Genomic DNA, 14,924 nt, shown 5'->3' on the forward strand with positions numbered 1-14,924 from the left:
GACGAAAAGTATTCACCATCAGGAACGATGTACAGCTCATGGCACTTCACAGCAAAAAGCTCTCTTTTACCCGGCCAATCATGCTCAGCTTTGCGGGGATCCTCTGCAGTTTTGCGGTGATCGCGATCGCGGTAACGCTTTCGCAACGAAAGGATTTTCTTGAGGATTATCATAAGATCAACAGCAATTTCACGCACAACCTGGCGGTGAACTACACCGAATCTATCCTGCGTGAAAACGACTATATCCTGGGCCGTTCCGCGATGTACTTTGCCCGCGACGACAGGCTCAACGAGACGCTCAACGTCAACCCGACGCAGGGGCTGCAGATGATGATGCATTTGCAGAACCTGATGCCGACCGTCTCCTCCATCTCGCTGGCGGACACGCAGGGGCATTATCTTCGCGCACCAGAGGTGCTCCCCACGGAGACGAGTAAAACCTTCGATCCCCGGACACGCCCGTGGTTCGTCGCTCAGGCGGAAGCCAGTATCTTCAGTCACTATACCCGTCCCTATATGGACTACTTCACTGGCCATCCGACTGTGACACTCTATAAACCTTTGATTTCGCCTGAAGGGAGACTGAAGGGAACGCTCGCTTTCCATCTCGATTTGACGTCTATGGGCTTCACCCTGCGCCAGATGGTGGCGCCCGTTCAGGGGGAATTCTTCGTCGTCGAACGCGACGGCGCCGTTGTGCTGCATCCGGATACCGGCGCGCTGTTCAAACAGTACGTGAGCGAAGCGCTGATGGACAAAATGACCAGCGGCGAAGGTCATCTTTACGACAAGAAAAGCAACGCCTGGTATTACTACTACTCGTTTACCAACCCGGACTGGTTTGTCATCTACCGGGTATCCGGTGCGACGCTCACCGATATCACCCGCCACGAAACGACGATCGTTGGCTGGGGGTTTGCGCTGGCCGCCATCATCATCATCCTCTTCGGCTTATACCTCCGCCACGCCTCGCGTTCAGTGCTGATGCACATTATCAATGCCATCAAAACTGGCGATGTTAGCGAGGCGCCGCGCCTGGAAGCGATGCTGAGCCACACGATTCAGTCCAACAAAGAGCGTGAAATGGCGTATGTTCGCCAGGCCACTCACGATGCGCTGACGGGCTGTAAAAACCGCCGCGCGTTCGACAGCGATGTCGCGGAGCTGCTGAATGCCCAGCAGCCTTTCGCGATGGCGCTGGTAGACATCGATAACTTCAAGTCGATTAACGACACGCTGGGCCACCTGACCGGTGATATTGTTCTGCGCAACGTGGCCCGCGAAGGGATCCAGATCATGCAGCCACATCACGTCTCGCTTTACCGGTACGGTGGAGAAGAGTTTGCGGTAATTTTCCAGGCTGAGCAGATGACGTCTGCGCTCTCATTGCTGGAAGCCTGGCGTACCGCAGTTGAAAAACGCGTCTGGCGAGAAGAAAACCTGCGGGTTACGTTCAGCGGCGGTCTTGGGGAGTGGCATTTTGAACCGCTGGAGCAATTTGTCGGAAGCGTTGATAACGCCCTCTATAGCGCCAAACAGCAGGGCAAAAACCGCATTAACCGAACGTCCATCAGCTAATCCTCCCTCTTTGACCCTGCCCGTTTCCACGGGCCGGGTGCCCGACAATGTAAAATTGTAACCGGTTTCAGAAAATCACCGGTTTCTTTGTGATGCCTGACACACAATCGCGGTAAATCGGTTGTTGAAGCGCTCTGCACGGGATAATTATCAATAAACACATGTAGATCGAGGCTGATTATGAAGAACATCGTTTTATGCTGTGCAGCGGGAATGTCAACCAGCATGCTGGTTCAACGTATGAAAGACGCCGCGCAGAAAAAAGGGGTTGAAGTCACCATTAAAGCCGTTCCGGTTGCGGAGTTTAAAGACAACATCGCGACGGCCGATATCGTATTGCTGGGGCCACAGGTTAAATACGAGCAGGCTAAACTCCAGGCGCAGGCCGACCCGTTGGGTAAAAAGGTCGCGGTGATCGACATGATGGATTACGGCATGATGAAAGGTGATGCCGTACTGGAAAAAGCGCTCAAACTTCTGGAGTCATAATGGAAGACTTAGAAACCACGATTATGGAACTGTTGGTCAACGCGGGCGCGGCGCGCAGTGCAGCCCTGACGGCGTTGCAGATGGCGCGTAAAGGTGATTTTGACGAAGCTGAAAAAGCGATGGAAGAGTCGCGTGAATATGTGAAGCATGCGCACACTATACAGACGCAGCTTATCGGTCTTGATGAGGGGACCGGGAAGCTTCCGGTTAACCTGATCACCGTCCACTCGCAGGATCACCTGATGAACGCCATGGTCATTCAGGATCTGGCGGGCGATATGATTGAGCTTTATCGTCGGATCCCGTTGGTGAATTGAATACATGCAGATGTAAAAAAACCCGCCGAGGCGGGTTTTTTATTTACGGCATCAACGATTACTCGTTGTCGGAACCGCCCAGACCTGCGTTCAGCAGTTCTGCCAGGCTCGCGGATGCATCTTCAGCAGTCACCTGCGGTGCAGCTGGCAGTTCGCCTGCAGCACGACGACGCATACGATCCTGATGGTACGCATAACCGGTACCCGCCGGGATCAGACGACCCACGATGACGTTCTCTTTCAGACCGCGCAGTTCATCACGTTTACCTGCAACAGCGGCTTCGGTCAGGACACGAGTCGTTTCCTGGAACGATGCTGCAGAGATGAAGGACTCGGTTGCCAGAGACGCTTTGGTGATACCCAGCAGATCGCGCGAGAAGGTCGCACCGATTTTGCCGTTCGCTTCCAGTTCGCGGTTAGCGATCTTGACGCGTGAGTATTCAACCTGCTCGCCTTCCAGGAACTCGGAGCTGCCTGCGTTTTCGATGGTTGCTTTACGCAGCATCTGACGAACGATAACTTCGATGTGCTTATCGTTAATCTTAACGCCCTGCAGACGGTAAACGTCCTGTACTTCGTTGGTGATGTAACGCGTTACCGCGTGTACGCCACGAAGACGCAGAATGTCGTGCGGAGCTTCTGGACCATCGGAAACCACGTCACCACGTTCTACACGTTCACCTTCGAACACGTTGAGCTGACGCCACTTAGGAATCATCTCTTCGTACGGTTCGCTGCCATCTACTGGAGTGATAACCAGACGGCGCTTCCCTTTGGTCTCTTTACCGAAGGAGATGATACCGCTGATTTCAGCCAGGATTGCAGGCTCTTTCGGACGACGTGCTTCGAACAGGTCCGCAACGCGTGGCAGACCACCGGTGATGTCCTTGGTACCGCTGGATTCCTGTGGAATACGCGCCAGAGCATCACCCGCACCGATCTGAATGCCATCTTCCAGCTGAACGATCGCTTTACCCGGCAGGAAGTACTGCGCAGGCATGTCGGTACCAGGGATCAGAACGTCGTTACCCTGAGCATCAACGATTTTCAGTGCAGGACGCAGATCTTTACCACCGGTAGTACGTTCAGCAGAATCCAGAACCACCAGAGAAGACAGACCGGTCAGCTCGTCGGTCTGACGAGTAATGGTCTGGCCGTCGATCATGTCAGTGAAGCGGATGAAACCACTCACTTCGGTGATAACCGGCATGGTGTGTGGATCCCAGTTTGCAACGGTTTCACCGCCGGCAACCTGCTCGCCATCACCTTTCGCCATAACCGCACCGTAAGGCACTTTATAGCTCTCTTTGGTACGACCGAATTCGTCGATCAGCTTCAGCTCGGTGTTACGGGAGGTCACAACCAGCTTGCCAGCGGAGTTAACAACAGACTTCGCGTTGCTGAGCTTGATGCTACCTTTGTTTTTCACCTGGATGCTGGATTCAGCAGCCGCACGAGATGCCGCACCACCGATGTGGAACGTACGCATCGTCAGCTGTGTACCCGGCTCACCGATGGACTGTGCCGCGATAACGCCGATTGCTTCACCTTTGTTGATGATGTGGCCACGCGCCAGATCACGACCGTAGCAGTGCGCACATACACCAAAGTCGGTGTCACAGGATACAACGGAACGTACTTTCACGGAGTCAACAGAGTTCGCTTCCAGCAGGTCACACCAGTGCTCGTGCAGCAGCGTGTTGCGTGGAACCAGGATGTCTGCAGTACCCGGCTTCAGAATGTCTTCCGCGGTTACACGACCCAGAACGCGATCGCGCAGTGGCTCTTTAACATCACCCCCCTCGATAACCGGGGTCATGGTGATACCTTCGAGGGTGCCACAATCGTCTTCGGTCACAACCAGATCCTGCGCAACGTCAACCAGACGACGCGTCAGATAACCGGAGTTCGCTGTTTTCAGTGCGGTATCCGCCAGACCCTTACGAGCACCGTGGGTGGAGATGAAGTACTGGAGTACGTTCAGACCTTCACGGAAGTTCGCGGTGATTGGCGTTTCGATGATGGAGCCATCTGGCTTCGCCATCAGACCACGCATACCTGCCAGCTGACGAATCTGTGCTGCGGAACCACGCGCACCGGAGTCGGCCATCATGTAGATGCTGTTGAAGGAAACCTGCTGTTCTTCAACGCCGTCACGGTTAATCACGGTTTCGGTCTGCAGGTTATCCATCATCGCCTTGGATACACGATCGTTCGCTGCAGCCCAGATATCGATAACTTTGTTATAGCGTTCGCCCGCGGTAACCAGACCAGACTGGAACTGCTCCTGGATCTCAGCAACTTCGGCTTCCGCTTCAGAGATGATCTCGTGTTTCTTCTCTGGGATGACCATGTCATCGATACCAACAGATGCACCTGAACGCGCTGCATAAGCAAAGCCGGTATACATTGTCTGGTCAGCGAAGATAACGGTCGGCTTCAGACCCAGAATGCGGTAACAGGTGTTCAGCATTTTGGAGATCGCTTTCTTGCCCAGCGCCTGGTTGACGATGGAGAAAGGCAGACCTTTCGGTACGATCATCCACAGAATGGCACGGCCAACGGTCGTGTCTTTCAGGCTGGTTTTCGCAACGAATTCGCCGTTTTCATCTTTTTCGTATTCGGTGATACGCACTTTGACGCGCGCATGCAGAGAGGCCAGGCCAGCGCGATAAATACGCTCAGCTTCTTTCGGGCCAGTCAGCACCATGCCTTCGCCTTTGGCGTTAACACAGTCACGGGTCATGTAGTACAGACCCAATACAACGTCCTGAGAAGGAACGATAATTGGTTCACCGTTCGCTGGGGACAGGATGTTGTTAGTAGACATCATCAGCGCACGCGCTTCGAGCTGGGCTTCCAGCGTCAGCGGTACGTGAACAGCCATCTGGTCACCATCGAAGTCGGCGTTATATGCCGCACATACCAGCGGGTGCAGCTGGATAGCTTTACCTTCGATCAGGACTGGCTCAAATGCCTGGATACCCAGACGGTGCAGTGTTGGTGCACGGTTCAGCAGTACCGGGTGTTCGCGGATAACTTCGTCCAGGATATCCCAAACGACAGCTTCTTCACGCTCAACCATTTTCTTAGCGGCTTTGATGGTGGTGGCGAGGCCACGCAGTTCCAGCTTGCCGTAGATGAACGGTTTGAACAGCTCCAGTGCCATTTTCTTCGGCAGACCGCACTGATGCAGACGCAGGTATGGACCTACGGTGATAACAGAACGACCAGAGTAGTCAACACGCTTACCGAGCAGGTTCTGACGGAAACGACCCTGCTTACCTTTGATCATGTCGGCCAAAGATTTCAGAGGACGTTTGTTAGAACCGGTGATCGCACGACCGCGACGACCGTTATCCAGCAGGGCATCTACCGCTTCCTGCAGCATACGTTTTTCGTTGCGTACGATGATGTCCGGCGCAGCCAGATCCAGCAGACGTTTCAGACGGTTGTTACGGTTGATAACGCGACGATACAGATCGTTCAGATCGGACGTTGCGAAACGACCACCATCCAGCGGAACCAGTGGACGCAAATCTGGCGGCAGAACCGGCAGAACGGTCAGGATCATCCACTCTGGTTTGTTACCAGACTGAACGAACGCTTCCAGCAGTTTGATACGCTTGGTCAGCTTTTTACGTTTGGTTTCGGAGTTGGTTTCGTTCAGCTCTTCACGCAGCTGCTCGCACTCTTGCTCCAGATCCATGCTCTTCAGCAGGGCCTGAATAGCTTCCGCACCCATCTTCGCATCGAATTCGTCACCGAACTCTTCCAGCGCGTCCAGATACTGCTCTTCAGTCAGGATCTGATGACGTTCCAGGTTCGTCATCCCGCCTTCGATAACCACATAAGATTCGAAGTACAGAACGCGTTCGATATCGCGCAGCGGCATATCCAGCAGCAGACCGATACGGGACGGCAGAGATTTCAGGAACCAGATGTGAGCGGTCGGAGACGCCAGCTCGATGTGGCCCATGCGTTCACGACGCACTTTGGTCTGGGTCACTTCAACGCCGCACTTCTCACAGATCACACCACGGTGTTTCAGGCGCTTGTACTTACCGCACAGGCACTCGTAATCTTTTACTGGCCCGAAAATACGCGCACAGAAAAGGCCGTCACGCTCAGGTTTGAACGTACGGTAGTTGATGGTTTCCGGCTTTTTAACTTCACCGAATGACCATGAACGGATCATGTCTGGCGAAGCCAGAGCAATTTTGATCGCATCAAACTCTTCGGTTTTAGTCTGCGCTTTCAGAAACTTTAATAAATCTTTCACGGATTTGCTCCCGTCGGAGTTAGCACAATCTGGTGCCGGGGGTTAACCCGGCACCAGTGACCTGTTTGAGCGAGAATTACTCGTCTTCCAGTTCGATGTTGATACCCAGCGAACGAATCTCTTTCAACAGTACGTTGAAGGATTCTGGCATGCCCGGCTCCATCTGATGGTTGCCGTCCACGATGTTTTTATACATCTTGGTACGACCGTTCACGTCATCAGACTTAACGGTGAGCATTTCCTGCAGGGTGTATGCCGCGCCGTATGCTTCCAGCGCCCACACTTCCATCTCCCCGAAGCGCTGACCACCGAACTGTGCCTTACCACCCAGCGGCTGCTGAGTAACCAGGCTGTAAGAACCGGTAGAACGAGCGTGCATCTTGTCGTCGACCAGGTGGTTCAGTTTCAGCATGTACATGTAACCTACGGTTACCGGACGCTCGAACTGTTCACCGGTACGGCCGTCAAACAGCGTAATCTGACCAGACGTTGGCAGACCACCCAGTTGCAGCAGCTCTTTAATTTCAGCTTCTTTCGCACCATCGAAGACCGGCGTTGCGATTGGCATACCTTTTTTCAGGTTCTCAGCCAGGCGCAGCACTTCTTCATCACTGAAGGTATTCAGGTCGACTTTCTGACGAACGTCGGTACCCAGATCGTAGGCACGCTGGATGAATTCGCGCAGTTTCGCGACTTCTTCCTGCTGCTTCAGCATGGCGTTAATCTTGTCGCCGATACCTTTCGCAGCCATACCCAGGTGAGTTTCCAGGATCTGACCGATGTTCATACGAGACGGTACGCCCAGCGGGTTCAGTACGATATCTACCGGCGTACCGTTAGCATCGTGCGGCATATCTTCGATCGGGTTGATCTTAGAGATAACACCCTTGTTACCGTGACGACCTGCCATCTTATCACCAGGCTGGATCTGACGTTTAACGGCCAGATACACCTTAACAATCTTCAGCACGCCTGGTGCCAGATCGTCGCCCTGAGTGATTTTGCGGCGTTTCGCTTCGAGTTTTTTCTCGAACTCGTGTTTCAGTTCGTCATACTGCTCAGCCAGCTGTTCCAGCTGATTTTGTTTCTCTTCGTCGGTCAGGCCCAGTTCCAGCCAGCGATCGCGTGGCAGTTTGTCGAGCTTCTCAGCTTCAACGCCACCGGCAACCAGCACCGCATAGATACGGCTGAAAAGACCCGCTTCGAGGATCTGCAGTTCTTCAGACAGGTCTTTCTTAGCCTGTTTGAGCTGCATCTCTTCGATTTCCAGCGCACGCTTATCTTTCTCGACGCCGTCACGGGTGAAGACCTGAACGTCGATAACCGTACCGGAAACACCGTTTGGTACGCGCAGAGAAGAGTCCTTAACGTCAGACGCTTTCTCACCGAAGATTGCACGCAGCAGTTTCTCTTCTGGCGTCAGCTGGGTTTCACCTTTAGGCGTAACCTTACCAACCAGAATGTCGCCGCCGGTCACTTCCGCACCGATGTAAACGATACCGGATTCATCCAGTTTGGAGAGCGCAGCTTCACCCACGTTAGGGATGTCAGCGGTGATCTCTTCTGGCCCCAGCTTGGTGTCACGGGACACACATGCCAGTTCCTGGATGTGGATGGTGGTGAAACGATCTTCCTGAACCACACGTTCGGAGACGAGGATGGAGTCTTCGAAGTTGTAACCATTCCACGGCATGAACGCTACGCGCATGTTCTGACCGAGCGCCAGTTCACCGAGGTCGGTGGACGGACCGTCTGCCAGCACGTCGCCGCGCTCAACTGGCTCACCCAGAGATACGCAAGGCATCTGGTTGATGCAGGTGTTCTGGTTAGAACGGGTGTATTTGGTCAGGTTATAAATGTCGATACCTGCTTCGCCCGGATACATCTCGTCTTCGTTAACTTTGATAACGATACGGGATGCATCGACGTACTGAACAGTACCGCCACGTTTAGCAACTGCAGTAACACCGGAGTCAACGGCAACAGCACGTTCCATACCGGTACCAACCAGCGGCTTATCAGCGCGCAGAGTTGGAACGGCCTGACGTTGCATGTTCGCACCCATCAATGCACGGTTGGCGTCATCGTGTTCCAGGAACGGGATCAGGGACGCACCGACGGATACCACCTGCTGGGTGGATACGTCCATGTAGTCAACCTGGTCGCGGCTGAACAAGCTGGATTCGCCTTTGCTACGGCAGGTAACCAGATCTTCTACAAAGTGGCCTTCGTCATCCAAGTTGGAGTTCGCCTGAGCGATAACGTAGTTGCCTTCTTCGATAGCAGACAGGTAGTGAATTTCGTCGGTTACAACACCGTCGGTCACTTTACGGTACGGGGTCTCGAGGAAACCGTATTCGTTAGTCTGTGCGTACACGGACAGGGAGTTGATCAGACCGATGTTTGGACCTTCAGGCGTTTCGATTGGACATACGCGACCGTAGTGCGTCGGGTGTACGTCTCGAACTTCAAAGCCTGCGCGTTCACGGGTCAGACCGCCTGGGCCGAGTGCAGAGATACGACGTTTGTGCGTAATCTCAGACAGCGGGTTGTTCTGGTCCATGAACTGAGACAGCTGGCTTGAACCGAAGAACTCTTTCACTGCTGCAGAAATCGGCTTGGCGTTGATCATATCCTGAGGCATCAGGGTATCCAGATCGCCCAGAGACAGACGCTCTTTCACCGCACGTTCTACACGTACCAGGCCAACGCGGAATTGGTTTTCCGCCATTTCGCCTACGGAACGGATACGACGGTTGCCGAGGTGGTCGATATCGTCCACTTCGCCTTTACCGTTACGGATATCGATGAGCTTCTTCATCACTTCGATGATGTCGTCTTTGCTCAGGATACCGGAACCTTCGATCTCGTCGCGCAGCAGAGAACGGTTGAACTTCATACGACCAACCGCGGACAGATCGTAGCGGTCTTCGGAGAAGAACAGGTTCTCGAACAGGCTTTCCGCCGCTTCGCGAGTTGGTGGCTCACCAGGACGCATCATGCGGTAGATTTCGACCAGCGCGCTCAGACGATCGGTGGTTGGGTCGACGCGAATAGTCTCAGAGATATACGCACCGTGGTCCAGATCGTTGGTGAACAGCGTTTCGATACGTTTGTGACCAGACTGGCTCAGCTTAGCCAGCAGATCCAGGCTCAGCTCCATGTTCGCTGGGCAGATCAGCTCACCCGTTGACTCGTCAACGTAATCTTTCGCGGCTACTTTTCCTGCAATGTACTCAACCGGAACTTCGATGAGTTTGATATCATCTTTTTCCAGCTGGCGGATGTGGCGCGCGGTGATACGGCGACCTTTTTCCACATACACTTTGCCGTCGGCTTCGATGTCGAACGACGCGGTCTCACCACGCAGACGTTCCGGCACCAGCTCCATCTGCAGCTTGTTGTCGCGGATTTCAAAGATCACTTTCTCAAAGAACAGGTCCAGGATCTGTTCAGTGGTGTATTGCAGCGCACGCAGAATGATGGTTGCAGGCAGCTTACGACGGCGGTCGATACGGACAAACAGGTTGTCTTTCGGATCGAACTCGAAGTCCAGCCATGAACCACGGTAAGGAATGATGCGTGCGTTATACAGTACTTTACCGGAAGAGTGTGTTTTACCTTTATCGCTGTCGAAGAAGACGCCCGGGCTACGGTGCAGCTGGGAAACGATAACACGCTCAGTACCGTTGATTACGAAAGTACCGTTGTCTGTCATGAGTGGAATTTCACCCATGTAGACTTCTTGTTCTTTAATGTCTTTTACGGTGCCTTCCGGCGCTTCGCGCTCGTAGATCACCAGACGCAGTTTTACGCGCAGCGGTGCGGAATAGGTCACGCCACGGATCTGACATTCCTGAACGTCAAACACCGGTTCGCCAAGGCGGTAGCTGACGTACTGCAGCTCGGAGTTACCGCTGTAGCTCTGAATCGGGAACACGGAGCGGAAGGCTGCTTCCAGACCGTACTGCCCTTCAGGATCTTGCTCGATAAACTTCTGGAACGAGTCAAGCTGGATAGAAAGGAGATATGGAATGTCCAGAACTTGTGGACGTTTACCAAAATCCTTACGAATACGTTTTTTCTCGGTATAGGAGTAAACCATAGGGTTCCTCAGCTCGCTGACAAGTCGACCCATCTGTCCGACGAAGGGACAGTTTGTGCAACACCATTTTGTGGACCGGAAAATTGAATACTTTCCGCAATACCTGTTGCTATCACGCTTAAATCATTTCGTCGCGATTTACACAGAGCGAGCACCCTGTCGCAATATATTAAGTCGTCGATAGAAACATGCATTGTCAGGACAATCAGCAGTCAAACAGTGTGAAATGCTACTGATGCCTTACAGCGCAAAAAGGCTGGTGACTAAAAAGTCACCAGCCATCAGCCTAATTACTTAGGCTGCAACCAGAAAAGTTGGCTTATTTAACTTCAACTTCAGCGCCAGCTTCTTCCAGAGATTTTTTCAGTGCTTCTGCGTCATCTTTGCTCACGCCTTCTTTCAGCGCAGCTGGAGCAGATTCTACCAGGTCTTTAGCTTCTTTCAGACCCAGGCCAGTTGCGCCACGTACTGCTTTGATAACAGCAACTTTGTTAGCGCCAGCAGCTTTCAGAATTACGTCGAATTCAGTTTTTTCTTCAGCAGCTTCAGCCGGGCCCGCAGCTACAGCTACAGCAGCAGCAGCAGAAACACCGAATTTTTCTTCCATTGCAGAAACCAGCTCTACAACGTCCATTACGGACATAGCTGCTACTGCTTCAATGATTTGATCTTTAGTGATAGACATTTAAATTGTTCCTGAAAATCAGAATAAGTTTATACGTAAGCAAATGCTTTATAAAGATAACTGCGATTAAGCAGCTTCTTTCGCATCGCGTACAGCAGCCAGAGTGCGAACCAGTTTGCCAGCCGCAGCTTCTTTCATGGTTGCCATCAGGCGTGCAATTGCTTCTTCGTAGGTCGGCAGGGTTGCCAGGCGATCGATTTGCGATGCCGGGATCAACTCACCTTCAAAGGCTGCAGCTTTGACCTCAAATTTTGCATTCGCTTTCGCGAACTCTTTGAACAGACGAGCAGCAGCGCCCGGGTGTTCCATAGAGTATGCAATCAGGGTCGGACCAACAAACGTGTCTTTCAGGCACTCGAACTGAGTACCTTCAACTACGCGACGCAGCAGGGTGTTACGAACAACACGCATGTATACGCCAGCTTCACGACCTGCTTTACGCAGTTCAGTCATTTTGTCTACAGTAACGCCACGGGAATCCGCAACTACTGCAGACAGCGCGCCTTTGGCTACTTCGCTGACTTCAGCAACAATCGCTTGTTTGTCTTGAAGATTTAAAGCCATTAGCTTTGCTCCTGGATGTTTGCCGGAACTCATGTTCCGGAACTCACTTCACTCTCCCCAACGGAAAGAGCGTCTTAATACGGTGAGCAGAAACAAGCCAGAGTATCCAAAAATAATCTTAGCGTTCTGTCACCGTCTACGCAGGGGATTAAGTCTCTTGCGAAACACCTGCGGTCTTCGACGGAGGCCTGGATTAGGCCAGGCTCCAACGAACAAATCTTTTAGCCGCTAACTTTCGTTAGCAAACGTGGGGGTAAGATTGTAGACAAAATCACCGCCCACGTAAAGGCATTAGTTTGCAGCAGCGCTCAGGCCAGCCTGGTCAACTGCAACACCTGCACCCATGGTGGTGGAGATGCTAACTTTCTTGATGTACACGCCTTTCGCCTGAGTTGGTTTTGCTTTTTTCAGCGCAACCAGCAGAGCTTCCAGGTTTTCTTTCAGTTTGTCAGCGTCAAAGTCCACTTTACCGATGGTGGTGTGGATGATGCCGTTTTTGTCGTTACGATAACGAACCTGACCTGCTTTAGCGTTCTTAACCGCTTCAGCAACGTTAGGAGTTACAGTACCCACTTTCGGGTTTGGCATCAGGCCGCGTGGACCCAGAACCTGGCCCAGCTGGCCAACAACGCGCATTGCATCTGGAGAAGCAATAACAACGTCAAAGTTCATTTCGCCTTTCTTGATCTGATCAGCCAGATCTTCCATACCTACCAGTTCAGCGCCGGCAGCTTTAGCAGCTTCAGCGTTTGCACCCTGAGCAAATACAGCTACGCGAACGGAACGGCCAGTACCGTGTGGCAATACAGTTGCGCCACGAACGTTCTGATCGGATTTACGCGCGTCGATGCCGAGGTTAACGGCAACGTCAACGCTTTCAACGAACTTAGCAGTTGCCAGTTCTTTCAGCAGAGCGATAGCTTCGTTGATGTCGTACTGTTTGGTCGCATCAACTTTGTCACGGATCACGGACATGCGCTTGGTCAGTTTAGCCATTTCTTAGTCCTCCACTACCAGGCCCATGGAACGTGCAGTACCTTCGATTGAGCGAGTCATCGCTTCAATGTCGGCACCAGTCATGTCGGCAGCTTTGGTCTGCGCGATTTCCTGCAGCTGAGCGCGGGAAATTTTACCCACTTTGTCTTTGTTCGGTTTACCGGAACCAGACTTGATACCAGCCGCTTTCTTCAGCAGAACAGCTGCTGGAGGGGTTTTGGTAACGAAAGTGAAAGAACGGTCAGCGTAAACAGTGATTACGACTGGGATTGGCAGACCTTTTTCCAGGGATTCGGTTTTGGCGTTGAACGCTTTACAGAATTCCATGATGTTCACACCCTGCTGACCCAGAGCTGGACCAACTGGTGGACTTGGGTTCGCCATACCAGCTGCAACCTGCAGCTTGACGTAGGCTTGTACTTTCTTAGCCATTCTAAAATCCTCTGATTGGGTGATAGCGCCTCAGGGAGGCTCCCCGTGAATAAAATTCGTTTTACGGGCCGGGCCCATAAAAACAAAAGGCGCGAAATTGTATTCCAATCTCGCGCCCTGTGCAACGATTAAATCGCCGCTTTTTTGATCGCTGCTTAGGCTTTTTCGACCTGCGCAAAGTCCAGTTCTACTGGGGTCGCACGACCGAAGATAGAAACAGAAACTTTCAGGCGGGACTTCTCGTAGTCCACTTCTTCAACCACACCGTTAAAGTCAGCAAACGGACCGTCGCTAACACGAACCATTTCACCCGGTTCAAACAGCGTTTTCGGACGCGGCTTATCACCCACCTGCTGCAGGCGGTTCATAATCGCATCAACTTCTTTGTCGCTGATTGGCGCCGGACGGTCAGACGTGCCGCCGATAAAGCCCATCACGCGCGGTACGCTGCGCACCAGGTGCCAGCTCGCGTCGTTCATCACCATCTGAACCAGCACGTAACCCGGGAAGAATTTACGCTCGCTTTTGCGACGTTGGCCGCCACGGATCTCAACCACTTCTTCGGTCGGAACCATAACTTCGCCAAATAACTCTTCCATGTTGTGTAATTTGATATGCTCACGCAGCGACGTTGCTACGCGGCCTTCAAAACCGGAAAACGCCTGAACGACGTACCAACGCTTTTTAGGGGCTTCAGACATCTTAGAACCTCAGGCCAGTAATAAAGGAAACCAGGCGAACCAGAATACCATCCAGTCCCCACAGGATCAGTGACATTACCGCAGTCACTGCAGCCACGATCAGCGTGGTATGCAATGTTTCCTGGCGAGTCGGCCAAATGACCTTGCGGACTTCGGTACGTGCTTCGCGAGCGAAAGCAACGGTTGCTTTACCTTTAGTCGTCAACAGCGCGACACCGCCCGCTGCAGCAATCAGAATCACCACTGCCAGCGCGCGGAGCGGCAGCATCATGTCACGATAAAGATAGTTGCCAACGATTGCCACAATCAGCAGCACGGCAACAGCGACCCACTTCATCGCTTCCAGGCCGCGCCCGCTCCCTTGAGCTTCGGTATTCGCACTCATAAACCAACCTGTCAGAAGAATTCTACAAATAATTTCACCCCGCGATTGCGAGGCGAGCCAAATCGAAATAATCCCTTTATGGATTATACGCTCTCTGCAGAGCCTGTCTCAGCAATGATTATGACAAAAATAATCACTGATGAGCCAGGTTCTGATGTGAAAGCGTGCAAAAAGGGCATCAAATGATGCCCTTTTCATGCGCATTGCGTCAAATGTTATCAGCGATTAGCCGAGAACTTTAGCAACCACGCCCGCGCCAACGGTACGGCCACCTTCACGGATTGCGAAACGCAGACCGTCGTCCATCGCGATTGGGTGGATCAGAGTCACAACCATCTTGATGTTGTCGCCTGGCATTACCATCTCAACGCCTTCTGGCAGTTCGATG

11 protein-coding genes and 1 pseudogene are annotated in these 14,924 nt (G+C 52.7%); 3 read left to right on the top strand and 9 right to left on the bottom strand.

Annotated elements, in window-relative coordinates; translation table 11 throughout:
• The first annotated feature begins 38 nt into the window (after positions 1 to 38).
• From SPG90_RS21995 to SPG90_RS22005, 3 genes are all read left to right on the top strand, one after another.
• A complete protein-coding gene (locus tag SPG90_RS21995; protein WP_045357730.1) occupies positions 39 to 1,580 on the top strand; it encodes a sensor domain-containing diguanylate cyclase in 1,542 nt (513 codons plus the stop codon).
• A 180-nt stretch (positions 1,581 to 1,760) separates the two neighbouring features.
• A complete protein-coding gene (locus tag SPG90_RS22000; RefSeq protein WP_010425948.1) occupies positions 1,761 to 2,069 on the top strand; it encodes a PTS sugar transporter subunit IIB in 309 nt (102 codons plus the stop codon).
• A complete protein-coding gene (locus SPG90_RS22005) occupies positions 2,069 to 2,386 on the top strand; it encodes a PTS lactose/cellobiose transporter subunit IIA (protein ID WP_003862327.1) in 318 nt (105 codons plus the stop codon). Before SPG90_RS22000 ends, SPG90_RS22005 begins: the two co-directional genes overlap by 1 nt.
• A 58-nt stretch (positions 2,387 to 2,444) precedes the next feature.
• On the opposite strand, the gene rpoC is transcribed toward SPG90_RS22005, so the two are convergent.
• From rpoC to tuf, 9 genes and pseudogenes are all read right to left on the bottom strand, one after another.
• Positions 2,445 to 6,668, bottom strand: a complete 4,224-nt coding sequence (rpoC, locus tag SPG90_RS22010) for a DNA-directed RNA polymerase subunit beta' (RefSeq protein WP_023309968.1) — start codon at positions 6,666 to 6,668, stop codon at positions 2,445 to 2,447.
• 76 nt (positions 6,669 to 6,744) lie between these two features.
• Positions 6,745 to 10,773 (bottom strand): DNA-directed RNA polymerase subunit beta, encoded by a 4,029-nt coding sequence (gene rpoB / locus SPG90_RS22015; protein ID WP_023334099.1) that lies wholly within the window; start codon positions 10,771 to 10,773, stop codon positions 6,745 to 6,747.
• Between the two features lie 319 nt (positions 10,774 to 11,092).
• Positions 11,093 to 11,458, bottom strand: coding sequence for a 50S ribosomal protein L7/L12 (rplL, locus tag SPG90_RS22020; RefSeq protein ID WP_002445276.1), 366 nt, complete (start codon positions 11,456 to 11,458; stop codon positions 11,093 to 11,095).
• 66 nt (positions 11,459 to 11,524) lie between these two features.
• Positions 11,525 to 12,022 carry a 50S ribosomal protein L10 gene (gene rplJ, locus SPG90_RS22025; RefSeq protein ID WP_003862338.1) on the bottom strand — a complete coding sequence of 166 codons (498 nt, stop codon included), beginning with the start codon at positions 12,020 to 12,022 and terminating at the stop codon, positions 11,525 to 11,527.
• A 291-nt stretch (positions 12,023 to 12,313) separates the two neighbouring features.
• Entirely contained in the window at positions 12,314 to 13,018 is a 705-nt protein-coding gene (gene rplA, locus SPG90_RS22030) for a 50S ribosomal protein L1 (protein ID WP_006810530.1), read from the bottom strand.
• Between the two features lie 3 nt (positions 13,019 to 13,021).
• Positions 13,022 to 13,450: a 50S ribosomal protein L11 gene (gene rplK / locus SPG90_RS22035; RefSeq protein ID WP_008503452.1), complete on the bottom strand. Its 429-nt coding sequence runs from the start codon at positions 13,448 to 13,450 to the stop codon at positions 13,022 to 13,024.
• 155 nt (positions 13,451 to 13,605) lie between these two features.
• Positions 13,606 to 14,151 (bottom strand): transcription termination/antitermination protein NusG, encoded by a 546-nt coding sequence (gene nusG / locus SPG90_RS22040; protein ID WP_002438628.1) that lies wholly within the window; start codon positions 14,149 to 14,151, stop codon positions 13,606 to 13,608.
• Between the two features lies 1 nt (position 14,152).
• Positions 14,153 to 14,536 (bottom strand): preprotein translocase subunit SecE, encoded by a 384-nt coding sequence (gene secE, locus SPG90_RS22045; RefSeq protein ID WP_014068449.1) that lies wholly within the window; start codon positions 14,534 to 14,536, stop codon positions 14,153 to 14,155.
• A gap of 225 nt (positions 14,537 to 14,761) precedes the next feature.
• A pseudogene (gene tuf / locus SPG90_RS22050) lies at positions 14,762 to 14,924 on the bottom strand (elongation factor Tu); the annotation flags it as partial.

It is taken from the genome of Enterobacter sp. D2 (assembly GCF_034427575.1).
In the GTDB taxonomy this organism is placed as follows: Bacteria; Pseudomonadota; Gammaproteobacteria; order Enterobacterales; family Enterobacteriaceae; genus Enterobacter; species Enterobacter cloacae_M.